Source organism: Neobacillus sp. OS1-2, from assembly GCF_030915505.1.
Lineage (GTDB): Bacteria > Bacillota > Bacilli > Bacillales > Cytobacillaceae > Neobacillus.
Map to the genome: position 1 here is coordinate 1,406,593 of NZ_CP133265.1, position 22,827 is coordinate 1,429,419.

Consider the following 22,827-nt stretch of genomic DNA (forward strand, 5'->3'; position numbering starts at 1 on the left):
TTTAGTATTTTTCTTCTATTATATTATAGTCTATTATTTATCATTCACACTAATTAATTCCTACTATTCTAAAAATTACAGCTGGCATAAAACGAGGCGTAACAAGGAATGCCAAATCTCAAATAGAAAACAACGGAAAGGTCTTCATCATGTTAATGAAGACCAAATTGCTCATCGATTACATGCAAAATGGCCTTCATCCTGTCGATGAAGACCAAAACTCCAAAGGGATTCCCACAAAACGGTCTTCATCGAAGACGTCGCACTTGCGCAATATCCCAATTCACTCATTTCATTCCGCAAGAACCGTCCCCTGCTTCACCATTCCGCTATACTGCCATCCTTGTGGCGCCAAACTGGATTCTTCCAGTTGTGACTGACTTCTGCTTGTTTTCTTACATATTCTTCATTGATTTCAATGCCTAGGCCTGGGCCTTGCGGGATGCTGACATAGCCGTCTTTATATTCAAATACGGATTTATCGACGATATAATCGAGCAGGTCGCTGCCTTGGTTGTAATGGATCCCTAAACTTTGCTCTTGAATAAAGGCATTATGGGCCGTCGCATCTACTTGCAAACAGGCCGCGAGTGCGATTGGACCAAGCGGACAATGCGGTGCCAGCGCGACATCATAGGCTTCAGCCATTGTGGCGATTTTCTTGCATTCGGTAATGCCGCCCGCATGGGATACATCCGGCTGAATGATATCGACATAGCCATTGGCCAGCACCGATTTGAAGTCCCAGCGTGAAAACATCCGCTCTCCTGTAGCAATCGGAATCGATGTATGCTGCGCAATTTCTCGTAAGGCTTCATTATTTTCAGCCAGTACCGGCTCTTCAATAAACATCGGGCGGAACTGCTCCAATTCCTTCGCAAGAATCTTCGCCATTGGTTTATGGACCCGCCCATGAAAATCAATCCCAATTCCTACGTATTGCCCAGCCGCCTCCCGAACCGCTGCAATTCGTTCTACTACCTGATCAATCTTTTCATAGGAATCAATATATTGCAGTTCTTCCGTTCCATTCATTTTGACAGCCGTGAAGCCCGCATCGACTATTTTTTTAGCCGCTTCTCCCACATCAGATGGCCGGTCGCCGCCAATCCAAGAATACACTTTAATCGAATCCCGGCAGGCGCCACCAAGCAACTGATAGACAGGCGCATGAAAATATTTTCCTTTAATATCCCAAAGGGCCTGGTCAATTCCAGCAATCGCACTCATCAAAATCGGGCCGCCGCGATAAAATCCGGAGCGATATAACATGTTCCAATGATCTTCGATTCGTAAGGGATCCTTACCAATTAAATATTCCATTAATTCTTCCACACAAGCTTTAACCGTCGAAGCCCTTCCTTCAATGACCGGTTCGCCCCAGCCAATGATGCCTTCATCGGTTTCTATTTTTAAAAATAACCAGCGCGGTGGAACCTGGAAAAGCTCATAGCTGCGAATTTTCATCATACGCACTCCCTTTTACATCATTTTTTAAAAATAAATCCTGACAATTGGCTAAAATCTCCGTTGCCCCAAAGACAAGAGAATCCTCCACCTGCTGATCCAGCGCTTCCATAATGGCCCAGTTCTTATTCATATACCGTAACAAATGGGTAAAGGCCTTTCGTAAGGGATCTGAACCCCCGACAATCATCCATTCGATTTCATCCATTCCATCCCGCGATTGAGAAAGAGCCTGAAGATCACTATAGATGACCGATCCGGCATAATAATTCGCCCGCTGATTCGCATCCAAATCCGTAAATAAATCCAATAAGCGAATATGATAAAAACTTCTTGTTACGCCATGCCGTTTTGCCGCCTCGAACCCACCTTCCAGCATCCTCTGATCAACGCTTTTAATCAGACCTGAACCCAAGGAATTAGAAAGAATGGTTTCCTTCTGGAGGGCACTTAGTGTTTCGCCTCCTAGTGTCGATAGACAATATAACAAATCCCTGCGCTCATCTACAGCAACAAATTTGGTATGTGAACCAGGCAGAACAATCATCCCCTTGCCCGTCACATCAAACTGTTTCAGCAAGCCAAAGGATTCAACTTCCTCGCCGCGCATCACATCAAATTCGTTAATACACGCAACCAAATCCTTCGTATCCGTTGGATCAATCCTATTTTTCATCCCCGGAATAAAGACACAAGGGATATCCAAGAATTCCTCCAGCCGGGTCACTTTTGAGCACTTGGCAAACTCTTCTAATCCCGCAGGACTTGGAATATGCGGGACTTCATAAAGGCCTAAATTGGACGTAATCATTCCGGATGCTGCAATATACGCTATATCTGAAGAGGTTAATTGATGTTTAGCTAATAGTCGTTCCAGTCCCTGCTTTAATTCAATTTTCAGGTTGTGATTGCTGCCTGAAATAGCTGTGTCCCTTACACCTACTCGTATTTTTTCGGTATCAAGGACCCTACTCGTTGTTTTGTCATATAGTCTAAGTCTGGAGTTAGTCGTTCCAGAATCAATCAGGATTACTTTCACATTCACCACCGCTTTTCTCATCGATTCAATTTGGTGATTGGACTTCATGGACAATCTCTACGAAACGAGCTGCCCGTCTTTCAATTTCTGTAAAATCACCATGTTGTACGAGCTTGTCATCCACAAGCGAACTGCCAATTCCTAAGCAATGCGCCCCTGCCTTTAAAAAAACATCTGCATTCTCTAAAGAGACACCACCAACAGCCATTGTTTCCACAAACGGCAAGGGTCCCTTTAGGTCCGTTAAATATTTAGGACCAAGCGGACGAATCGGGAAGATCTTGACCATTTTAGCCCCATATTCATAGGCCGTTAACACCTCTGTCGGGGTCATGACCCCAGGGATAATCGGCACCTGATAGTACCTGGCGGTTTCAATCGTTTCCTTTTTTAAAGTCGGGGTGAGCAGGAAGCTTGCACCTGATGCAATCGCCAGTCTAGCAGACTCCGAATCTAGTACAGTCCCGGCCCCAATCAGCAGTTCAGGAAACTTTTGTTTCATCCGTTCAATTCCGGTAAAAGCTCCGGGGGTATTCAACGTGATTTCTACCGCCCGGATCCCTCCTTGATAAAGACTTCTAACCGTATTTTCTAGCCCCTCAGAAGATTGGCTACGAATAATGGCCACGAGCTTCGCCCTCTTTATTTCCTCTAATGCCGCGGTGCACATTTCACTTCATCTCCCATTGTGGTAGTGATTTAGCCTTTTACACTGCCTCCCGTTAGTCCCGCAATAATATACTTTTGGGCAAAGAGTGCCAAAATAAGAACCGGTGCGGTGATGATCACGGAAGCAGCCATCAGTCCTCCCCAGTTTATATCTGAGTAGGAAATAAAATTAAAGACGGCAATCGGCAATGTCTTTGTTTTATCACCGGCAAGAATCAAGGAAAACATGAAGTTATTCCAGGAGAAAATAAACGCTAAGATCGATGAGGTTACAATTCCCGGCCCTGATATGGGAAGCATAACTCTTACAAAGGCAGACGGGATGGAACAGCCATCCACACGAGCGGATTCTTCCAGCTCATGCGGCAGACCCTCAAAAAACGGGATCATGACCCAGATAATAAACGGCATGGTGACAAGCATATGACTGAGAATAAGGGATGTATACGTATCGATTAAGTTTAATTTTGAGAAAATGATAAACCAGGGAATAAGGAAGGAAATACCCGGGACAATCCTCGCAACTAGGATTAACAGCCCAAGCCCCTGCTGCTTGTATTTCGCAATGGCATAGGCGGCGGGTAATCCCAGGATGAGCCCAAAGATCGTCGCTCCAACCCCAACGATAAAGCTGTTCCAAATAAAGGTAAGAAAAGAATATTCATTAAAAACACTTACATAGTTTTTAAAACTTGCCGTAATTTCAAATAGCTTTGATGTATCCAGTATTTGTACTTGCGTTTTAAATGACGCAAGGAGCATCCAAAGGAAAGGGAGCAAAAACAAAAACAGGGATAAGTAGACACCAACATGAGTCAAGATGACTTTAACTGGTTTTGGTTTTTTTCCACTCATAGGTTTACCCCCGCTCTGTTCCGTAAAAGAATCGTAAATATACTAATGGATAGGACAATAATGAAAAATATCATCAGTAAGGCAGATGCCTGACCAATTTTAAAATATTGAAAGCCCAAAACATACCCGTAAATATTAATCGTCTGTGAAGAGGTACCTGGTCCGCCTTGTGTGGTCGCATAAATAATATCGAACGTTTTCAAGGCATCAATCATTCTTAGCAGGACAGCCGAATAAAGCGTCGGCTTCAATAAAGGCAGGGTAATTTTTGAAAAAGATTGCCATGTATTGGCGCCATCAATCATCGCTGCCTCATATGGATCCTTTGGCAGTGATACGAGACCCGCCAGCACGATTAACGCAATCATTGGCGTCCATTCCCACACGTCAATAAAAATTAACGAAGGCATAACAAGATTCTGTGACGTTAACCATTCCTGACCTGGGAGTCCTAATTTTTCCAAGAACACATTGGCAATCCCGATATTAGGTTCGTAGATGAGCACCCAGATTAAACCTACTGCAACCGGTGTTGCTACCATTGGCAATAGGAACAATGTTTTGACGAGCCCTTTGCCAACAATATTTTGGTTCATTAGGACAGCTAGTCCCACACCTAACACCGTTTCAACTGCTACCGCTACAATGGTAAAATAAAACATTAGCTTCAATGATTTGATAAAAAGCTCATCATGAAATAAATCGAGGTAATTTTGCAATGCTACCCATAACGGCGGGGTAATATTCGACATATTCCAGTCATGAAAACTGAGCCAAAAGGTGTATCCAACAGGCATAACCATCATGAGTCCTACAAAGATTACAGCAGGCATGGTAAAAACCCACTTGATGTTACGATCAATCCAATTTGACATTCTTCTGCTCCTCCTTACTCAATGATACTCGCCTTTTAAAAAAAACGGCCTCCAAGCGAGCATCCAGAAATTCCACCCCAGATTGCTAACCGAAAGCCGTTTCGAATTAGGTGTTATCGGTTTTATTTTTTCTCGCTGTCAAGAATCTTTTGGAATTCTCCATCTGCTTTTTCTGCAGCTGCTTTCACATCTTTTCCTTCAATTCCGGCAAGGATAACATCACCAATCACGTCACGTGCAGCTCCTACATTCACAATAACTGGTCGGTCGTAAGGGACACCTTTATCGCCGCCATTCGCTGCAATCGCTTCTGCTAGATCTTTCGGGAATTTTGCTATTCCTTCTGGAGAGTTCCAGACAGAAATACGTGCACCAGGATTTCCATCCGCTTGCAGCTTTAGAACCATTTCTTTACTTTCTGCCCACTTAATGAATTCCCATGCTGCATCTTTCTTTTCAGAGTTAGCTCCGACTCCAAGCGCCCAAGAAGTAACATTATAAGGCTTCGCTCCGTTTGGACCCGCTGGGAATGGGGCAAAACCAACTTTATCGGCTACCTGTGATTTAGAAGCATCCGTCGCGTTAGTAAATAGGGATGAAGCATCTGTATAGAATGCTGCTTTTCCTTGGGTAAACACAGCCATCGCTTCAGGCCAGCTCATGTTTAACGTCCCTTTAGGGCCATATTTATTTAGCATGTTGCCGTAGTAATTAAACGCTTCAAGCGCTTCTGGGGAAGTAATGGTGGACTTGCCATCCTTCATGAAGTCACCGCCAAAAGCATACAAGTAGCTAGAGAACTGAGTAACAGCTGCAGCCCGCTTACCACGGGAAACAAAACCAGATACCCCATTATCAGGATCATTTAATTTCTTTGCTGCTTTCTCAAGTTCCTCAAGTGTTTTCGGAACTTCAATTCCAGCCTTCTCCAACAGATCCTTACGATAGTATAAAACCTGTGTTTCAGTTACAAGAGGCAGTCCATAAAACTTATCTCCCTCTTTGACACTTCCAAGGGAAGAAGGAATAAAGTCAGCTGTATAGTCTTTATCTTTTGTGACATAGTCAGTCATATCTGCGAAGTATCCACTCTGTTGGTACATTTTCCCGTCTTGTAGCGGACGGAACATAACAACATCGATACCCTTTGAATTAGAAGCAAACTCGACGGATGTTTTTTGTGTCAGTTGATCCTCAAAGTAGCTATCAATCTTAACCTTAATTCCTGTCTCTTTCTCGAATTCAGGTAATTCCTTTTTAATCGATTCTGTCCATGGATGGTTAGCGGCCACCACGCGAATCTCTTGTACCTTTTTCTCCGTTTTATCTGATGATTTAGATCCTGTTGAGGTATCAGACCCGCCACTACAGCCTGCAAGCGCGGAACTAATCCCTACAGCTAATGCAAGATAACCAGCTGCCTTTTTAAACCCTACGAAACTATTTCTCATTTTCTTCCCTCTCTTTCTAAAAATAAAAATAATTACAAAAAGTGATAGCGTTTTCATTATATGGCAAAAAAAATTTGGTTTCATAAATCTCTTAAAATATGGAATTCTGCGCTATCATACTTATTTTAAATGGTTTACAAAACCATATAATGACCCATTCATTTAACCAAATTTGATAAAGACGATTTTATTTATCTGTATCCAATGCTGCATGATATGTTCATCGCGGCAGCGAGCAGTTTATCGATAACCATTTCCTTCTGTTTAAGCATTCGTTCTTTCGGTCCTGCTACGCTAATGGCTGCCTGAATGGTCTGGTCTACTCCATAAACAGGAGCCGCAAGACAATAGAGGCCTTCTTCATTCTCTTCATCGTCAATTGAGTAACCCTGTTTCGCAAACATGTCTAATTGCTGCAGAAGGTCCTCCTTTTTCGTAATGGTCTTTTGCGTGATCGGTTCAAGTCGTAATTGACCTAAAATTTCTCTTTTCTTATTTTCAGGAAGAAAAGTTAAAAATGCTTTGCCTAAACCCGTACAGTACAGCGGTTTACTTTTTCCAGGCTCTGCCGTGGTTCGTATGGAGCGATTACTATTTATTTTTGCTACATACACCAATTCAGATTGTTCAAGAGTGGCCATAAATACCGTTTCCTGAACCGTTTCCATTAATCTTTCCAGAAAAGGGTACCCTTGCGCAGAAAGGTCAAATGCATCCTTTGCCGCACCGCCAAGCTGGATTAACTTGGGCCCTAGCTTATATTTCCGAAAATGATCTACGGTCAGGTAGCTGTTTTTATAAAGCGTTTCAACCAAGCCTGAAGTACTGCTTTGAGGAAAGGAAAGGATTTCGCTAATTTCCTTTATCGTTAATCCAACTGGATGCTGGGCAAGTAAATCAAATACCTTCAATACCCGCTCTGCTGATTTCACCGACATCTTACTACCTCCCCAAATCACATATGTGATGCAAAATCATATATGTGATTCTTTAACTAAATCATACAATACACCTACTTTTCTTGCAACAATTTATTTTAATATTTAGACATTAATTCCTACCCATTGTGTCACGTCACACTGGAAATGGATTATGGTGACGAAGGAAAATTTCCTCAAAGGCAAATAAGGAGAAGCCTCAAAGCCTCTCCTTTCTTGTTTATCATTTTACTAGACTTTGTAATTCTGGGACTACATGTTCTGGCACTTGTCCTGTAACACCTGCTACTAGGTTCTTAGCAGCAACCATGGCCATATCAAATCGTGTTTTTTCTGTAGCAGAGCCAATATGCGGCAATGTGACAACATTGGCCATGTTCAGAAGCGGATTATCCATTTCAATAGGTTCTGCTTCATACACATCCAGACCCGCTCCATAAATTTTGCCTTCTTTTAATGCACGAATAAGAGCTTTTTCATCAACGACCTGCCCTCTAGCACAATTAATAAAAATGGCCGTTGATTTCATCCTATGAAACTGCTCTTCTCCCATAAAATGATAGGTAGATTCATTCAATGGAAGCATCAGTAACACAAAATCTGAGCCCTCTAATAAAGGGTTCAGTTCACAATATTGAATTCCATACTTTTCCTCTAGCGCATACTTTCTCCTTGGACTGTTATACAAAACATTCATTTCAAATCCCAGCGCAGCTCTCCTGGCAATCTTTTCACCGACCCGTCCCATGCCAATAATCCCTATTGTGGCATGGTGCACATCTTGACCAAAAATGAAGGAGTCAGTAAATGGCTTTTCCCACCTTTTGTCCTTTACTACATTATTTAATTCCGGGATTCTTCTGGCAGCAGAAAGAATTAACCCAAAGGCCAAGTCCGCCACCGTTTCATCTAGGACAAAGGGGGTATGTGTGCCTACTACCCCGCATTGTTTCATAGCAGCGGTATCAAAGTTATCATAGCCAACTCCAAATTTGCTAACAATTTTCAAATGGGGAGCATGGTTTAAAAACTCCCTATTAATGGCGCCTTTTGATGTCATCAGCCCTTCCACTTCCGCTGCTTCCTTCAAAAGAACCTCCATTGGGATTGGCTCCTGTTTATTCCATATCTTATACTCGCAATAGTGTGCGATGTATTCCTCCACTTCTATTGGAATAGGTTTAGCAATAAAGACTTTTGGTTTCATCATGGTTCACCCCCAAATTCCTCCATTTGACACTGATTCCTATTCGGCAATTTCTAAATTGATCTGGTTATCAGCAAAGTAATTTCTTATTTCTTCTGTAACCTGTTGATCTGTAATAAATGTATCAATCTCATTCGGGCGTGCGAATGTCGCACTTGAGCTTTTATCTATTTTACTATGATCTAGTAAAACAATGACTTTATTAGCTACAGATACCATGGTCCGTTTTAATTCCACTTCATAAAAACTAAAATCGGATAATCCATCCCGTGTATTAAATGCATATGCTGACGTGAAAAGCAGATCAATATTAATTTTTCTTAAAAGCTCTTCCCCGAGCAGTCCTTCCACTGAATTAGAAGAATGGCGGACAATACCACCAATAATAATGACGGTTAAATTTGGATTTTCCTTTAACAATGCTGCTGTAGCTATACCACTGGTAACGACCGTAAGTCTCATTTTCGTTTCACTTAAATACTTGGCAAGCTCAAAACAGGTCGTACTTGCGTCTAAAAGGATACACTGGCCTTGTTGAATATACTTTAGTGCGCTATAGCCGATTCGTTGTTTTTCCGCGTGGAATTTCTTTCCCCGATTCTCATACGTTTTATCGATTGGATCCGGTTCATCTCCTTTAAGCATCGCCCCGCCATGTGTGCGGATAAGGAGGCCTTGTTTCTCCATTTGATTTAAATCAGACCTGATCGTAGCTGCAGAAATCTTAAGCAAATCAGTCAAATCATTTACATTGACCGTGCCTTTTTCTGTCAGCATTTCAATTATTAGTTTTCTCCGTTGATCGGCGAACATCTTATCACCCTTTCATTTCCTTTCGTTAATTCCTCAAACATTCTCCCGAAATAATATTAGTACTCCTATTATATAAGTTTCTAGATAAAAAGTCCTGTAAAAGGTTCAGAAATGATAAAATATCCTTTTCCTTTTCATTAAAGATATTTTCACTTTGTATTGTTTTTCGTTACTTCAACGCAGTGATTGAATAAATACTAAAGCAAACAGAGAGAAACATAACAAGCCGCTAAAAAAATCCCCTCCATTGTAGATAGAGTAGAATCTTCCTAGTCTATCTACAATGGAGGGGATATTCCATAAAGGAACTCATGTATACATTCTACACACCTAATTTCGCCTCAAGCGTGTAAAGGATTTTTTGAAAACTCTCAATATCCCAAGCTGCCCTCCCAATAAATAAGCCATTAACATTTTCAAGTTTACTATATTCAAGGAAATTTTCTTGATTAACACTCCCGCCATACAAGAGTGGAATAGTCAAGCCAACTTCCTCAAACAGCTCTACCAAGGTACTCCGAAGAAAATGATGGATGTCTGCAACGTAAGCAGCATCAGCCGGAACCCCCTGATCTCCTATTGCCCAGACAGGTTCATAAGCAATTAGAATCTCCTTAGCCATTTCCTTTGATAGGCCCTGTAAGCAAACTTTAAGCTGTGCCGCCAATGTTTCCTTCGAAATCAGCTGCTCCTTTTGATCCAAGTTTTCACCAATACAAATCAGTGGTTTAATAGAATAGTTTAAGGCAGCATGGACCTTTTTATTAATGGCCACGTCCGTTTCATTAAAATATTGCCTGCGTTCCGAATGGCCCAACTCAATCAAATCAATGCCAATTTCAGCTAACATCCGTGGGGAAATCTCACCCGTATAAGCGCCGCTATCTTCCCAGTGCATGTTTTGTGCCCCTAAATACATGTCGGTTTCCGTCGTTAGCTCCTTAATCGGAACAAGGGCGGTGTGGGAAGGAATGATAAATAATTGTATAGAAGAGGGAATCGCTTCTGAAATGGACCGCAGCTCTTTTGTGAACGCGACTCCTTCTGCGATTGTCTTTGTCATCTTCCAATTGGTCCCGATCCAAATCTTGTTCATATCAGCATCCTCTTTCATCCATTCTCCTAGTAACCTCACATTATCTACTAGCTACTAAACCCAATGCTTTTTCTAAAATCGACCGTACCGTTTTTTCATTCGCTTGGTAATTGTCTTTATCCGTTCCCCGCACTTCTACAGCCACCCGTAAACCACGCTCGGATTGGAGACTGAGTTCATCAGCCTTTCGTAATATATCACTTATCTTCTCAATCGTTAAGAAACCAGGCTCTCCAATTGGCATATGGAAATCCCCATATAAATTATTAGTTGGATCAACCACTGCATTGGAAAAATGAATCTGGTGAATCTCGACTTTAGCTAGCTCTAACGCCTCGGCAATGCCTTCCTTATTTAATGCAGCATGCGCCGTATCAAAGGCTAAACCAATGTTATCGTGTTTCTCCGCCACCCGTGAAAGTAATTCGACCGTATCTTTCATCGGCCCTATCAGACGTTTTTTATGGGCAAAGCGATCAAGATGTTCGACTAAAACATTCATCTGATATTTAGCGGCTTCTTCACAAATATCACACAAGGCATGGTAAAAACCTTCCATTGCCTCTAGCCGCCGTTCCGGGCCAGGGTCTGGCCCAGGGACAAAGGCAATATTGCTCGCCCCGCATTCTGCAGCTAAATAGATGTTTTCCTTGATCTGGCGAACGGACTCTGAGCGAAGTTGCGAATCAACTGACGAAACATCAAGTTTGTTTTTATCTATTAAAAAGGTTAACCATTGTGTTAGTTGAAAATGGTATTGTTCCTTTAAAGCCAAGATGCGTTTGCGCTCCTGTTGATCTTGCCCATCGGCAATTTCAAACGAACGATAGAATCCGTCAGCTGCCATTTTTTCAAGTAAATTGACCGTAAAACCTTTTTCATGATGAACAGGAAAATAGATTTCAGGTACAAGTAGGGAAGGAATAAACTGTGTACTCATTCTACATTTCTCCTTTACTGATTGATTCAATTACTTCTTCCTGGGCAGGTCTTTAAGCAGCTACCACCAACCATGCGGCCTGAACCTTAAGCTTCGAGTAGTGCCAGGCTATTTTGATAGCATTGATAGGCCTCTTCCGCTGTCCCGTTGCGGTGAATGATGGTATTTAACCCAGCAACGACACCAATGGGATTTTCGTCAAGTGTAATATTCCGACCAACAGCCACACCCTTGGCCCCCACATCCATGCAATGCTTCACATATGTAAAGTAGTCTAGAATGGTTTCCGTTTTTGGCCCCCCCAACACGAGGACAGGACGTTTGGCCGCTTCAATGATTCTCCGATCTTCTGGTTCCCCGGTTAATCTTGTTTTAATAATATCTGCGCCTAGCTCTGTCCCAATCCTTGCAGCCATAGCAATCGTTTCGATTTGATTCGATTCCGGACTTGTCACATGGTAGCTATACGGCAGGGTTTCACACATATATGGAACATTCCAGTGATCCGCTGCCTTGGCAAGATCCCAGGCCATTTTGTGTGAGGCCGCTTCATCAGCTGCTCCAGGGAAAGTCATCGAAATCACACTATCCGCTCCAAGCTTTAACGCATCTTCAACCGAGAGAAGCTCTGTTGTCCGAGGAATCCGTGCATCGTATACACTGGTAGAGATGTCAGCACGCACCACTAAACCCGCGCCGGCAAATGCCTCTGCATACAGTTTCGCCATACCATATGTAACAATCACGGCATCAAGTCCGTTTTCAATCAGCTGTGGCATAATAGCCATGGTTTGATCAATACCGGCTGTTTTGGTAGAAAAATAGTATCCATCCAGCGCCAGTGTAATCGATTTTCCATCATTTGAAAAAAGGTGTGACAGTCTTCGTGCTTTGGACATAACAGCCCCCTCTTCCCTGTCAAATTAGCAAAATCTTGTAAAAAAGATCCCACGGTGGAGATCTTTTTTTAAACATTATTGAACTGGTGCACTTTCTAACAAGTCCGCTTGAACGAGAATCTTTTTAAGCTCCTCGATTTTTTCAGTACGTAACGAACAAGCCGGTGCAAGAACATGTGTCGAAATATCCAATCCTGTTAATTTCATCGCCTCTTTTACCACACTAACAAACGGTGAATCGAGTTTGTACATGGTTGGCAAGATTGCCATGCGTTGATGAAAAGCCACAGCCTCATCGATACGGTTCTCTCTGTATGCCTTGTAAACACCAAGCGCTAGTTGTGGGGCAAAATTAATGGAAGCACTAATCACGCCATCCCCGCCAAGTGTCAAGGTTTGTAAGAAATGATCATCAAAACCGGAGAACACAGCAAAATCTGGATGCTTTCCTTTAACGGTTAAAATCATATCGCGAATATGTGCCACACTTTCAACCGTTTCCTTAATTCCGACGATATTTTCATGTGCATCAACCAATTTAAGAACGAATTCCGGACTCAAATCCTGTCCTGACATGGTAGGGAAATTGTAAAGGTAAATCGGTACGTGAACGGAGTTGGCAATCTCACTGTAATGAGCAAATAAATTTTCCTCTGTCAATGACCAATAGTATGGATTGATGATGACAACCGCATCGACACCTACCGATTCCGCATGTTGACTAAGAAGAACCACTTCACGCGTACTAGTGCTTCCCGTCCCAATCAGGACTGGCACCCTGCCGCCCACATATTCCGTCGTAAACAATGCTACTTCCTTTCGTTCTTCCACAGACATTTGCGAGAACTCGCCACCTGTTCCCAGAAAGAACAATCCATCCACACCCGAATCAATTAAAAAATCAATAACAGTTGCCATTCCTTTTTTATCAAGTCCACCTTGTTCGTCAAAAATGATTGATACCGGGGGGATAACCCCTTGAAGTTTTTTGGTTGTCATCCTATTTCCTCCTGTTCCTCACTAAGTTTTACTCCATTTGCTTCATTGGCTGATGGGCATGGGTTTCGATTGATCAATGATACTCCAGCTTTATTGTTGAGCAGCGGCTTTCTCGACCCATTCTCTCATTGATTTAAACATAATCCAGACCGTCGTTGCCCCGGCATCTTGATGACCAATCGCTCGTTCGCCAAGCGACTTCGCCCTGCCAAACTTGGCAACATATTCCTTTGATTTTTCTACACCGTCTGCTGCACATTTCTCAGCCACAACAAGTCCTTCTAGTAAACTATGATTGGCTTCGATACTTTGTTTGATCCCCGCGGCTGCAGGTTCAAGTGCATCGATCATCGTTTTATCGCCTAATTCAGCCTTCCCACGTTCCTTAATCGACTTCACTGCCCCTTCAAGAATTTGTCCTAATAATGGCAGTGTCAATTCCTCCTGTGGGTTGAGACCTTTCACGCCACCAGTAAACAATGTACCGAAAATAACACCGGATGCTCCGCCCATGTTCGCAATCATCGACATTCCAATGGTTTTAAAAACGTCATTGATGGTGGTAAATTCTTTTTTGTTTAAGTTTTCATCTGCCTTTTTAAACCCAACAGACATGCCGATTCCATGGTCTCCATCGCCGATAGCGCTATCAATTTTGGTTAAAAACGGCTTGTTCTCGATAACTTGCTCTCCCACATACAGGAACATATCTTTCACCTGTTCGGCATTTAGCTTGACTTCATAGGTACTATTTGACATAAACGCTGCCTCCGATACTAGTTGATGACAATCCCTTTTTGTAATACGGTGAATCAGCTGGTGCATTATATAAATCTTTTAATTCATCATCTAACTTTAGGAACGTGATAGAGAATCCCGCCATTTCCTGTGTCGTACAATAGCTATTAACATCCATGTCATACGCTTTAATCCCTTTTTCTTCTAACATTTGCGCCACTCTGCGGTTTACAATTAATAGCTCCATTAACGTCGTTGAGCCAAGGCCATTGACTAATACAGCCACTTCATCACCGGACTCAATATGGCTTTCAGCAAGCAATGTTTCCATCAACTTATCTGTCAACACATCGGCAAACATCATTTTTGTACGTTCCATTCCTGGTTCTCCATGGATGCCCATGCCAATCTCAATTTCATCATCACCAAGTGTGTACGGCAGCTCTGTTGCACCAGGGATGGACCCAGGAGCCAAGGCAACACCAATCGAGAAAGTATGATCATTCGCTTTCTGGGTCACCTGGGTAACTTCTTCTAAAGACAGCCCTCTTTCTGCCGCGGCACCCGCAATCTTGACGACAAAAATGTCTCCGGCAATCCCTCTGCGATCTCCTTTGCGTTCAACAGGGGCTGATGCTACATCATCCGTAACGAGGACTGTACGAGTCTGAATATCTTCCATTTCTAGTAGTTCTTCTGCCATGCCGAAGTTTAATATATCACCGGAATAATTTCCGTAGATAAAGAGAACACCTTTACCAGAGTCAACAGCTTTCGCCACTTCAAACACATTTGTTGGTGGCGGAGCCGCAAAAACATTCCCCAATGTGACGCCATCAGCGAGTCCTTCACCAATTAACCCCAAAAACAATGGTTCATGGCCACTGCCGCCTCCTGTAACGATCGCTACTTTATCTTTACGATTCCGACGAATGAGTCCGTTTACATTTTCAACTTTTTGATATGTACGTTTATATGCTGCCAAGAAACCTTCAATTGTTTCTTCAACTACGCATTCAGGTTGGTTGATAATTTTCTTCAAAGTAAACTCCCCTTTCCATAAAAGGAAAAACTTGTATTTTCATTTGTTTGTGTTTATTGTTATTTACTATCATAAACTTCTATTTTAATTGTGTCAATTTTCATATTATTGTTATTAGGTTAAATTTTCCGCATTATTTCGACAAAAATCATCATCATTTTTTAAAAAAGGGAAAAAACGAAACAAGAAGGCTACTTACTAGCAGCCCTCTTGTTCATTCTAAAGACTATGCTTTCGCTGGTTTAATTGGATCTTTCACAATGAACCAATAGAAGAAGGCTGCAAAACCAGCGATAATCCCACCAGAAATAAAGGCGATTGAATAAGAACCTGTTGTATCTAAAATGATACCCGTTACCAATGGGGCAAATGCACCGCCAAAGTAACCACCGAAGTTTTGAATCGCACCAACAGATCCAACCATAGCAGGGGGTGCTACATCACCAGCCAATGCCCACGCACTGCCCGTAATGGCAGAAACGACAGCAAGTGCTAACGTCATCAAGGTAATCGTGATCGCTAATCCATGTACAAATGGAAGCATAATGACAAATGCAGCAGCAAGAATCGCACTGATTGCAATCAGACCGCGTTTCGCGTTAATCGGGGAACAAATCCCTTTATCCGCTAACACCTTTGTGATGTATCCTCCGCCTAAGTTGCCGGCAATCCCGCCAATATAGGGAACAGCCGCATAAAAACCAAGTTCTTTAAAAGAAATATCTTGTGTGTTTAATAGATATAATGGTAAGAAGGTAAGGAAAATATTCCAGATCCAAATGGTACAGAAGAAGCCAAGAATCATTCCCCAAACACTTCTATACTTAAATAGTTCTCTCCATTTAATATTGGTCGATTCAACGGTATCGTTGCTTGCGCCGCCTTGGGCTTTGATATAATCATATTCCTCTTTGGAAAGGAGCTTACTTTGATCAGGTGATTTATAGAATTTCATAAATAAAAGGATAAAGATAATACCAATACCACCGGTAATGAAGAATAGGGCACGCCAGCCAAACGCTACCTGAATCGCAACTAGAATAGGTGGTGCAATGGCAGGACCCACTTTTGAGGACGCATCCCAGAACCCTGTTGCTAGTCCACGTTCACTCTTTGGAAACCACTGTGCAGTAATTTTAGCATTAGATGGCATACATGGCGCTTCCCCGACCCCTAGCAAGAACCTTGCTCCGACTAAGGTAAGTAGCTTGTTACAGGCGCCAGTTAAAGCGGTTGCAACACTCCACCAAAGAACGGCAATCGAATAAACCCGCTTCGCTCCAAATTTATCAATGAGCCAGCCCGAAGGAAGCTGCATGCACGCATAGGTCCAAGAAAAGATCGTTCCTAAAAGGCCAATATGCGTCATATTTAAATCTAATTCTTTAATCATAGCTGGAGCCGCAATCGAAAGATTCGTTCGGTCCAGGTAGTTAATGATCCCACCAATTAATAGCCAAATAACCACCGTCCAACGAAACTTCTTATTCGTTTTTGCTGACTTGACCGGAAAATCCGTCTGAAGCGCCTGTTCTGTTTTCATGTTTTTCCTCCTCATATACTCATTTTTTTCTAACGTAAAGGTCTCAGATAGCGCTTTCACAAATGGTAAAAAAATCTATCCCCATCTCACGTAAAGAAAAGGATAGTCATACTGCTTGCCCCTGAATGACATAGGCTCAGTTACTTTCGACAAGGTTCATCGCACTTTCTAATGCAGCTCTAATGGTTCGCTCATTTGCAAAATAATCAATCTTGTCTCTCCCTTGCACTTCTACTGCAACAGGTAAGCCTTTTTCAGCCTGAATGCCAAGTTCATCTGCCTTTCGCAAAATACGCGACATCTTTTCGACTGTTAAAAAGCCTGGTTCACCTATTGGCATGTGGTTATCACCATATAAAGGGCTTTCAGGATCTAAGACGACATTTGCAAAATGAAGGCGATCCATTGTTGCTTTCGCTAAATCTAATGAGGTAAAAATATCCTCGCCATTAAGTGCTACATGGGCTGTATCAAATACGAGCCCAACATTTGAAAACTTTTCCTTCACCTTAGAAATGATCGGAACAGCTTCACTTGTGGGACCTAGTACTCGTTTTTTGTGTACTTCGCGGTCCATCGCTTCAATCGATACATGCATATTAAACGTAGCTGCTTCCTCACAAATTTCACAAAGACTTTCATAAAATGCTTCAAGTCCCTGTTTGCGTAAATGGATGCCTGGGTCAGGACCCGGAACAAATGCAACAGTTGAAACGCCGCACTCTGCTGCCAAATATAAGCTTTCTTTAATCTGCTTGACGGTCTTTCCTCTTAAACTAGCATCTATCGCCGAAACATTTAGATCCGTCTTATACGTTAAAAAAGTTAACCACTGCAAGATCGATAAGTTATTTTGTTCCTTCGCACGTAAAATTCGGTTTCGATCCTCTTGATCATACCCATCACCGATTTCAAAAGAACGGTAAAATCCTTGAGACCCCAAATTTTCTACTACACCAGCGGCAAACCCCTTTTCATCCTTCACCGGAAAAAACACTTCTGTAACGAGCAAGGATGGAATGATTCGGTTCCCCATTATATTTTCACTCCGTTAACAATCGGCTTCAATTTCTCATCCACATATTTACTAATATCATAGATACATTGATCAGCATTTGTTTTGGTTTCTTCCGTTTCTTCTTCGACCATAATCCAGCCATCATAACCATACTCAACTAAAGATTGAACAATCGCAGGAAAATCGATATCTCCAGTCCCCATCTTCTTCCACTCGAAGTCTTTCGAGCAATCCTTAAAATGAACATGTTTGATAATTGGCAGGTACTTTTTAACCACTTCAACTGGATCCATCCCACCAGCGGCAATATGACCGACATCAGGTGTGTAAGCTACATACCGTGTATCTAATTCTTCAAAAAGAAGGGTATAATCACTTTCTGTTCTAAAATAGGAGGTTGCTGGAGAATGTGGGTGGAATACAGCAACAACGCCATTTTCGACAGCACGTTTACTAACAGCATTCACGCAGCTAATAATCTCTCGTTGTCTTTTTACGAGATTATCACGATTAGGTCCTACTCGTGCTGGTAAATTTAACTTTGCATTCGGGAAGTGCTTTAAATAGTTAATATAATAATCGGCACGTTGCTTCTCTTCTTCCGATTCTTTATCACTTTCCCAACTGAATGGTAAAGTGATTGCCGCTAGCTCAAGATCCATGCGAGCAAGCTTCTCTTTTAGTTTTTGAGGTGCTGCATTATATTTCCCCAATAAAGCATACTGAACATCAATCCCCTTGAATCCAGCTTCCTTAACCGTATCAAGCATATGATCTAAGCAATCGACTTTTTCATCATAATCAAGTACCCATGTCGATCCGTGACAACCAAATTTAATCGTCATTTGCCATTTCCCCCTTTTCCGCTATTCAACTACTTAACTACGAAATCTTTCAATCCTTATTAAATGTTTGCAAATGATAATGGGCAAACAAGTTGTTCCTCTATTTAGAATATTATCATTTGTTTTTGTTTTGTCAATTGTTTTTTGAAAATTTTATTTTATATGAAAGCAAATGAAAGCAAAAGTCTCTAAACGTAGGAATGATTCAACTGTTTAACTATTTTTGACGATTCCCTCATATAATACAACAATTTAATAGAGAATTAACAAAGGACTGTGTTAATCATTTACTTTCATTATCTTTCGTTTGTGAAGAAAAATATTGACATAAACGAAAATAAATGAAAAAATATGGATAATCAAACAAATTGGAGTGATAATTATGAAAATTGGAATTGGTTCAGATCATAATGCCTTTCAAATGAAGGAGGAAGTAAAATTATATATTACTAGTTTAGGGCATGAAGTGATCGATTATGGCTGTTATTCAGAAGATGAAGTCGATTACCCTGGTGTGGCATTTCATGTAGCAACTGACGTGACAACGAACAAACTAGAACGCGGCATTCTTTTTTGCGGAACAGGAATTGGCATGTCGATTGCAGCCAATAAGGTTCCAGGGATCCGTTCGGCCCAATGCCATGATGTATTTTCTGCAGAACGCGCCCAACTTAGTAACAACGCCCAAATCATGACCATCGGAGCAAAAGTAATTGGTGTAGAGCTTGCAAAAAAAGTGGCTGCAGCCTACTTAAGCGTTTCCTTCCAAGATGGTAATTCTTCAAGAAAAATCAATCAAATCATGGATAAAGAAAAGGAATATCTACTTAACGGGTCATGCTGCTAATCTCACTTTACTTTCGGTCACTAAAGGTAAAAGTATAAATACAGGGAGATGACACTATGCAAACGAAAAGTAAAGTCTGCACACGGGGCTTGGTGATGGATTTTCTCGCAGTCACACAACAGGCAGCGATTGCATCCTTTCCTTGGATTGGCAAAGGAAACAAAATGGAAGCAGATGGCGCGGGTACTGCGGCGATGCGCACCCTCATGAACGCGATTGATATGCGGGGCAAAATTGTCATCGGTGAGGGTGAAATGGATGAAGCCCCCATGCTATACATTAATGAGGAACTCGGAACTGGAATCGGCCCCATGGTGGATATCGCTGTTGACCCTGTCGAAGGAACAACCTTAATGGCAAACGGGCAAGGAAATTCACTTGCCGTTATTGCCGTTGCTGAGCGCGGAAGTTTACTACATGCCCCTGATATGTACATGAAAAAGATTGCGGTTGGACCAAAAGCGAAGGGCTGTATCGATATTGAATTACCATTAATCGATAACATGAGAGCGGTAGCAAAGGCACTTGGTAAGGACATGAAGGATTTAACTGTTATGATGCAGGATCGGCCGCGACATAACGAGCTCATGAATGTGGTGATTGCTGCCGGTGCCAGCATAAAGTTATTCTCAGATGTCGATATCACCGGTGCAATTGCGACCGCTATTGATGGGATGGAGGTTGATTTATTAGTTGGAACAGGCGGTGCCCCAGAAGGTGTTATTGCAGCCACCGCCTTAAAATGCTTAGGAGGAGACTTCCAAGCAATACTACTTCCACAAGATGAAGCTGAATATAACCGGTGTCTCCAGATGGGCATTCCACATCCTGAAAAACCGTTAACATTAGATGAGATTGTCAAGACCGAAGATTGTTTCTTTGTCGCAACCGGAATCACCGATGGCTTGCTGCTTGAGGGCGTAAAGAGAAAAGAGAACACGGCCATTATGACCCACTCTCTCATTACGATAGGCGGAGACAGTAAAAATTCACAATACGTCAATGCCACTTTTCATACCACTCGCTAGGAACTCGGGTATGTCCTTCATCATGCCAATGAAGGACATATCCTAAAACCCCATGAGAAATGTACTTCATCAAACAACTGTCGCATTCCGCACATAAAGTAGATCCCCCCCCCTAACGGCTACACTCAAAAAGAAAGAAGCAGGGTCATCACCCCCGCCTCCTAAAGTCCATTATTTTCAATCACTTGTTTATACCAGTAGTAGCTATCCTTTTGGATCCGACGCAAATCGTGAGTTCCCTCTTCGTGTTGATTGACATAGACGAATCCATAGCGTTTTTGAAAGCCATTTAGCCAGCTCAATAAATCCGTAAAGGACCAGACACAGTAACCCAGCATGTCGACACCATCGGAAATCGCTTCTTGGATGGCCGCAACATGGGCACGAAGATAGGCAATCCGGTAATCATCATGGATGAAATCCTGACCCTCCAGCTGATCGTATTCCCCCAGTCCATTTTCACTAATCAAAATCGGCAAATCATACCGGTTTGTGATCCGGCGAAGCGCAATCCGCAGCCCTTGTGGATCAATATTCCAATCCCAGTTCGTCCGTTCCAGATTTGAATTCGCCGTGGTTTTAAACAACCCGGGAATGCCCGTATCCTTTGACGTCCCTTTAACACCGGTCGTATTCATCTCCCCGGCACCGACACCGCCTTCTAATGGATTCGCTTCAAATGTCGTGGTTTGATAATAGTTTAAACCCATAAAGTCAGGCTTGCCTTCTTTTAATAAGGTATAGTCTCCCTCTTCCACCACAGGCGCAAGGCCTTGCTCTACTAGGTAGTTCCACGCTGCTTTCGGGTATTTCCCCCAAGTATAAATGTCCATCCACCAGTGGTTGTTCAATTCCTCTGCATTTTCGGCAGCCAAGATATCCTCCGGCTTTGACGATGCCGAATAGGCAGGGGAGTAGGCAAAGCTCGGGCCAATTTTCCCATTCGGAACATAGTCGCGGAAAGCCTTGATCACACTGGCATTGGCTAGATTTGCATGATGATTAACTTGATAAAATAGTTTCCTATCTTTCACACCCGGTGGATGCGTGGCATGGACATACCCATGGCTCGTAAAAATATTTTGCTCATTCAAGCTGACCCAATATTTCACACGATCACCAAAGCGCTTAAAACATTCCACACTATAATTCGTAAAATCCTCAATGATCCTGCGCGACTCCCAACCGCCATATTCATCCTGAAGCACCTGTGGCAAATCCCAATGATACAAAGTCAAAATCGGCTCAATCTGATGGCTGCGCAGTTCATTAATTAACTCGTCATAAAAGGCAACGCCCTTCTCGTTGACTTCGCCCCTTCCATTCGGAAAAATACGTGCCCAGGATACGGAAAAACGGTAAGCCTTCAAACCCATTTCCGCCATCAAACGGACATCTTCCTTAAAACGATGATAGTGGTCAACGGCCACATCCCCCGTCGTACCTTTAAAGGTCTTACCGGGAATCCGGACAAATTGATCCCAGTTGGTTACCCCTTTCCCGTCTACATCCCACGCCCCTTCGACCTGGTAAGCAGCAGAGGCAGCCCCCCATAAAAAGTCATGCGGAAACGGTTTAAGTGTTTTATGTATCATAGTTTCAATCTCCCTTCCTTCTGCCGTTGCAAAAAGTGGTACAAGGCACCGATTAAATTAGCATCATTGCCAAACTGACATTTTTCCACTTGGACCGTTAAACCCTCTTGGTCATATTTCATTTGCTGTAATGTTTCGTTAAGTTGTTTAACAAAGCCCTCCCGATGACTGATGGCCCCGCCAATCAAAATCTTCTCCGGGTCAATAATGAATTGCAAATTATAAATGCCGACAGCGAGCCGCTTATAAAACTTTTCAATCTCATCCTGTACGTCCGTGTCCCCATTTTCAGCGAGAGTAAATATCTCTTTACCCGTAAGATCATCGGGGGCCATTTCTTTTCGTTTGGCCACCTGGTTAACCAAGCCGCCAACCGCCGCTATCGAGCTCCATGTTTCCGCAACTTCCTGCCGACCCAGGTAATCCTCCATCAACATATAGCCAAATTCGCCGGCAAAGCCATTTTTTCCATGGCGGATCTTTTTATCAAGAACTACCGCACCACCAATACCGGTGCCAATCACAATACAAAGGTAATCGTTCACATCTCTCGCTGCCCCAATCCAGCCTTCCGCCAGGCCGGCACAATTCGCATCATTTTCAAGTTCGACCGGTAATTGTGTCCGCTCCTGAAGCAGGTCCTTCATATTGGGCCCATGAATATAAGGAAGTGCTGAGACCCCCTCAATCATTCCGGTTTCAACCTTTACCGCACCAGGCATACTAACGGCCAGGCCTTGTAACGGTTGATTCTTCCCCAAACCTTTAACGATGGAATCGACCGTATCCATAAACAAGGTGAGACTCGTTTTGGGCGTGGGCACGGAGGATTTTTCAATAAACGCACCCGCTTCATCCATAAGGGCGTATTTAATAGAGGAACCTCCAACATCAAGCACCGCGTAGTAATTCACTATATGACC

At 42.6% G+C, this 22,827-nt stretch carries 22 protein-coding genes; 2 read left to right on the plus strand and 20 right to left on the minus strand.

Features of this window, described 5'->3' with window-relative positions; all coding sequences use genetic code 11:
- Positions 1 to 318: 318 nt before the first annotated feature.
- From dgoD to RCG19_RS07005, 18 genes are all read right to left on the minus strand, one after another.
- Positions 319 to 1,467: a galactonate dehydratase gene (dgoD, locus tag RCG19_RS06920; RefSeq protein WP_308110944.1), complete on the minus strand. Its 1,149-nt coding sequence runs from the start codon at positions 1,465 to 1,467 to the stop codon at positions 319 to 321.
- On the minus strand, positions 1,448 to 2,554 hold the full coding sequence (locus tag RCG19_RS06925) for a 2-dehydro-3-deoxygalactonokinase (protein WP_308110223.1): 1,107 nt from the start codon (positions 2,552 to 2,554) through the stop codon (positions 1,448 to 1,450). The genes dgoD and RCG19_RS06925 overlap by 20 nt, the downstream gene beginning before the upstream one ends.
- Positions 2,532 to 3,176, minus strand: coding sequence for a bifunctional 4-hydroxy-2-oxoglutarate aldolase/2-dehydro-3-deoxy-phosphogluconate aldolase (locus tag RCG19_RS06930; protein WP_308110224.1), 645 nt, complete (start codon positions 3,174 to 3,176; stop codon positions 2,532 to 2,534). Before RCG19_RS06930 ends, RCG19_RS06925 begins: the two co-directional genes overlap by 23 nt.
- Before the next feature lie 29 nt (positions 3,177 to 3,205).
- Positions 3,206 to 4,030 carry a carbohydrate ABC transporter permease gene (locus RCG19_RS06935; RefSeq protein WP_166244065.1) on the minus strand — a complete coding sequence of 275 codons (825 nt, stop codon included), beginning with the start codon at positions 4,028 to 4,030 and terminating at the stop codon, positions 3,206 to 3,208.
- Positions 4,027 to 4,905, minus strand: coding sequence for a carbohydrate ABC transporter permease (locus RCG19_RS06940; protein ID WP_166244067.1), 879 nt, complete (start codon positions 4,903 to 4,905; stop codon positions 4,027 to 4,029). The genes RCG19_RS06935 and RCG19_RS06940 overlap by 4 nt, the downstream gene beginning before the upstream one ends.
- A 122-nt stretch (positions 4,906 to 5,027) precedes the next feature.
- Positions 5,028 to 6,356, minus strand: coding sequence for an ABC transporter substrate-binding protein (locus tag RCG19_RS06945; protein ID WP_308110225.1), 1,329 nt, complete (start codon positions 6,354 to 6,356; stop codon positions 5,028 to 5,030).
- 191 nt (positions 6,357 to 6,547) lie between these two features.
- Positions 6,548 to 7,294 carry an IclR family transcriptional regulator gene (locus tag RCG19_RS06950; protein WP_308110226.1) on the minus strand — a complete coding sequence of 249 codons (747 nt, stop codon included), beginning with the start codon at positions 7,292 to 7,294 and terminating at the stop codon, positions 6,548 to 6,550.
- Positions 7,295 to 7,517: 223 nt separating this feature from the next.
- Positions 7,518 to 8,501 carry a 2-hydroxyacid dehydrogenase gene (locus RCG19_RS06955; RefSeq protein WP_308110945.1) on the minus strand — a complete coding sequence of 328 codons (984 nt, stop codon included), beginning with the start codon at positions 8,499 to 8,501 and terminating at the stop codon, positions 7,518 to 7,520.
- A gap of 39 nt (positions 8,502 to 8,540) precedes the next feature.
- The gene (locus RCG19_RS06960; RefSeq protein ID WP_308110227.1) at positions 8,541 to 9,314 is read right to left on the minus strand and encodes a DeoR/GlpR family DNA-binding transcription regulator; all 774 of its coding nucleotides are present in this window, start codon (positions 9,312 to 9,314) and stop codon (positions 8,541 to 8,543) included.
- A 322-nt stretch (positions 9,315 to 9,636) separates the two neighbouring features.
- Entirely contained in the window at positions 9,637 to 10,410 is a 774-nt protein-coding gene (locus tag RCG19_RS06965; protein WP_308110228.1) for a triose-phosphate isomerase, read from the minus strand.
- 40 nt (positions 10,411 to 10,450) lie between these two features.
- Positions 10,451 to 11,350: a sugar phosphate isomerase/epimerase family protein gene (locus RCG19_RS06970; protein WP_308110229.1), complete on the minus strand. Its 900-nt coding sequence runs from the start codon at positions 11,348 to 11,350 to the stop codon at positions 10,451 to 10,453.
- A gap of 86 nt (positions 11,351 to 11,436) precedes the next feature.
- On the minus strand, positions 11,437 to 12,249 hold the full coding sequence (locus RCG19_RS06975) for a class I fructose-bisphosphate aldolase (RefSeq protein ID WP_308110230.1): 813 nt from the start codon (positions 12,247 to 12,249) through the stop codon (positions 11,437 to 11,439).
- 75 nt (positions 12,250 to 12,324) lie between these two features.
- Positions 12,325 to 13,248 carry a dihydrodipicolinate synthase family protein gene (locus RCG19_RS06980; RefSeq protein ID WP_308110231.1) on the minus strand — a complete coding sequence of 308 codons (924 nt, stop codon included), beginning with the start codon at positions 13,246 to 13,248 and terminating at the stop codon, positions 12,325 to 12,327.
- A 90-nt stretch (positions 13,249 to 13,338) separates the two neighbouring features.
- Positions 13,339 to 14,007: a dihydroxyacetone kinase subunit DhaL gene (gene dhaL / locus RCG19_RS06985; RefSeq protein WP_308110232.1), complete on the minus strand. Its 669-nt coding sequence runs from the start codon at positions 14,005 to 14,007 to the stop codon at positions 13,339 to 13,341.
- Positions 13,997 to 15,028, minus strand: a complete 1,032-nt coding sequence (locus RCG19_RS06990) for a dihydroxyacetone kinase subunit DhaK (RefSeq protein WP_308110233.1) — start codon at positions 15,026 to 15,028, stop codon at positions 13,997 to 13,999. The genes dhaL and RCG19_RS06990 overlap by 11 nt, the downstream gene beginning before the upstream one ends.
- A 226-nt stretch (positions 15,029 to 15,254) precedes the next feature.
- On the minus strand, positions 15,255 to 16,571 hold the full coding sequence (locus RCG19_RS06995; protein ID WP_308110234.1) for an MFS transporter: 1,317 nt from the start codon (positions 16,569 to 16,571) through the stop codon (positions 15,255 to 15,257).
- Between the two features lie 136 nt (positions 16,572 to 16,707).
- Positions 16,708 to 17,607, minus strand: a complete 900-nt coding sequence (locus RCG19_RS07000; RefSeq protein ID WP_308110235.1) for a sugar phosphate isomerase/epimerase family protein — start codon at positions 17,605 to 17,607, stop codon at positions 16,708 to 16,710.
- Complete coding sequence (locus RCG19_RS07005; RefSeq protein WP_308110236.1) at positions 17,607 to 18,434, minus strand: sugar phosphate isomerase/epimerase family protein; 828 nt, start codon at positions 18,432 to 18,434, stop codon at positions 17,607 to 17,609. Before RCG19_RS07005 ends, RCG19_RS07000 begins: the two co-directional genes overlap by 1 nt.
- Before the next feature lie 382 nt (positions 18,435 to 18,816).
- Between RCG19_RS07005 and rpiB the strand changes: the two genes are divergently transcribed.
- Both rpiB and glpX read left to right on the plus strand, forming a co-directional pair.
- Positions 18,817 to 19,281: a ribose 5-phosphate isomerase B gene (gene rpiB, locus RCG19_RS07010; protein WP_308110237.1), complete on the plus strand. Its 465-nt coding sequence runs from the start codon at positions 18,817 to 18,819 to the stop codon at positions 19,279 to 19,281.
- A 56-nt stretch (positions 19,282 to 19,337) separates the two neighbouring features.
- Positions 19,338 to 20,309 (plus strand): class II fructose-bisphosphatase, encoded by a 972-nt coding sequence (glpX, locus tag RCG19_RS07015; protein ID WP_308110239.1) that lies wholly within the window; start codon positions 19,338 to 19,340, stop codon positions 20,307 to 20,309.
- A gap of 161 nt (positions 20,310 to 20,470) precedes the next feature.
- Here glpX and RCG19_RS07020 read toward each other — a convergent pair whose 3' ends face one another.
- Positions 20,471 to 21,904, minus strand: coding sequence for a glycoside hydrolase family 1 protein (locus RCG19_RS07020; protein WP_308110240.1), 1,434 nt, complete (start codon positions 21,902 to 21,904; stop codon positions 20,471 to 20,473).
- Positions 21,901 to 22,818, minus strand: a complete 918-nt coding sequence (locus RCG19_RS07025) for an ROK family protein (protein WP_308110241.1) — start codon at positions 22,816 to 22,818, stop codon at positions 21,901 to 21,903. The genes RCG19_RS07020 and RCG19_RS07025 overlap by 4 nt, the downstream gene beginning before the upstream one ends.
- Positions 22,819 to 22,827: the final 9 nt, after the last annotated feature.

Excerpts from the sequence above, each read along its gene's own strand:
- RCG19_RS06930 (WP_308110224.1), bottom strand. The coding sequence starts at position 3,176 with ATGTGCACCGCGGCATTAGAGGAAATAAAGAGGGCGAAGCTCGTGGCC.
- RCG19_RS06925 (WP_308110223.1), bottom strand. The coding sequence starts at position 2,554 with ATGAAGTCCAATCACCAAATTGAATCGATGAGAAAAGCGGTGGTGAAT.
- RCG19_RS06970 (WP_308110229.1), bottom strand. The coding sequence starts at position 11,350 with ATGAGTACACAGTTTATTCCTTCCCTACTTGTACCTGAAATCTATTTT.
- RCG19_RS06955 (WP_308110945.1), bottom strand. The coding sequence starts at position 8,501 with ATGAAACCAAAAGTCTTTATTGCTAAACCTATTCCAATAGAAGTGGAG.
- RCG19_RS07000 (WP_308110235.1), bottom strand. The coding sequence starts at position 17,607 with ATGGGGAACCGAATCATTCCATCCTTGCTCGTTACAGAAGTGTTTTTT.
- glpX (WP_308110239.1), top strand. The coding sequence starts at position 19,338 with ATGCAAACGAAAAGTAAAGTCTGCACACGGGGCTTGGTGATGGATTTT.
- RCG19_RS06995 (WP_308110234.1), bottom strand. The coding sequence starts at position 16,571 with ATGAAAACAGAACAGGCGCTTCAGACGGATTTTCCGGTCAAGTCAGCA.
- dhaL (WP_308110232.1), bottom strand. The coding sequence starts at position 14,007 with ATGTCAAATAGTACCTATGAAGTCAAGCTAAATGCCGAACAGGTGAAA.
- RCG19_RS06935 (WP_166244065.1), bottom strand. The coding sequence starts at position 4,030 with ATGAGTGGAAAAAAACCAAAACCAGTTAAAGTCATCTTGACTCATGTT.
- RCG19_RS06975 (WP_308110230.1), bottom strand. The coding sequence starts at position 12,249 with ATGTCCAAAGCACGAAGACTGTCACACCTTTTTTCAAATGATGGAAAA.
- RCG19_RS06960 (WP_308110227.1), bottom strand. The coding sequence starts at position 9,314 with ATGTTCGCCGATCAACGGAGAAAACTAATAATTGAAATGCTGACAGAA.
- RCG19_RS06940 (WP_166244067.1), bottom strand. The coding sequence starts at position 4,905 with ATGTCAAATTGGATTGATCGTAACATCAAGTGGGTTTTTACCATGCCT.
- RCG19_RS06965 (WP_308110228.1), bottom strand. The coding sequence starts at position 10,410 with ATGAACAAGATTTGGATCGGGACCAATTGGAAGATGACAAAGACAATC.
- RCG19_RS06950 (WP_308110226.1), bottom strand. The coding sequence starts at position 7,294 with ATGTCGGTGAAATCAGCAGAGCGGGTATTGAAGGTATTTGATTTACTT.
- rpiB (WP_308110237.1), top strand. The coding sequence starts at position 18,817 with ATGAAAATTGGAATTGGTTCAGATCATAATGCCTTTCAAATGAAGGAG.
- dgoD (WP_308110944.1), bottom strand. The coding sequence starts at position 1,467 with ATGAAAATTCGCAGCTATGAGCTTTTCCAGGTTCCACCGCGCTGGTTA.
- RCG19_RS06980 (WP_308110231.1), bottom strand. The coding sequence starts at position 13,248 with ATGACAACCAAAAAACTTCAAGGGGTTATCCCCCCGGTATCAATCATT.
- RCG19_RS07005 (WP_308110236.1), bottom strand. The coding sequence starts at position 18,434 with ATGACGATTAAATTTGGTTGTCACGGATCGACATGGGTACTTGATTAT.
- RCG19_RS07020 (WP_308110240.1), bottom strand. The coding sequence starts at position 21,904 with ATGATACATAAAACACTTAAACCGTTTCCGCATGACTTTTTATGGGGG.
- RCG19_RS06945 (WP_308110225.1), bottom strand. The coding sequence starts at position 6,356 with ATGAGAAATAGTTTCGTAGGGTTTAAAAAGGCAGCTGGTTATCTTGCA.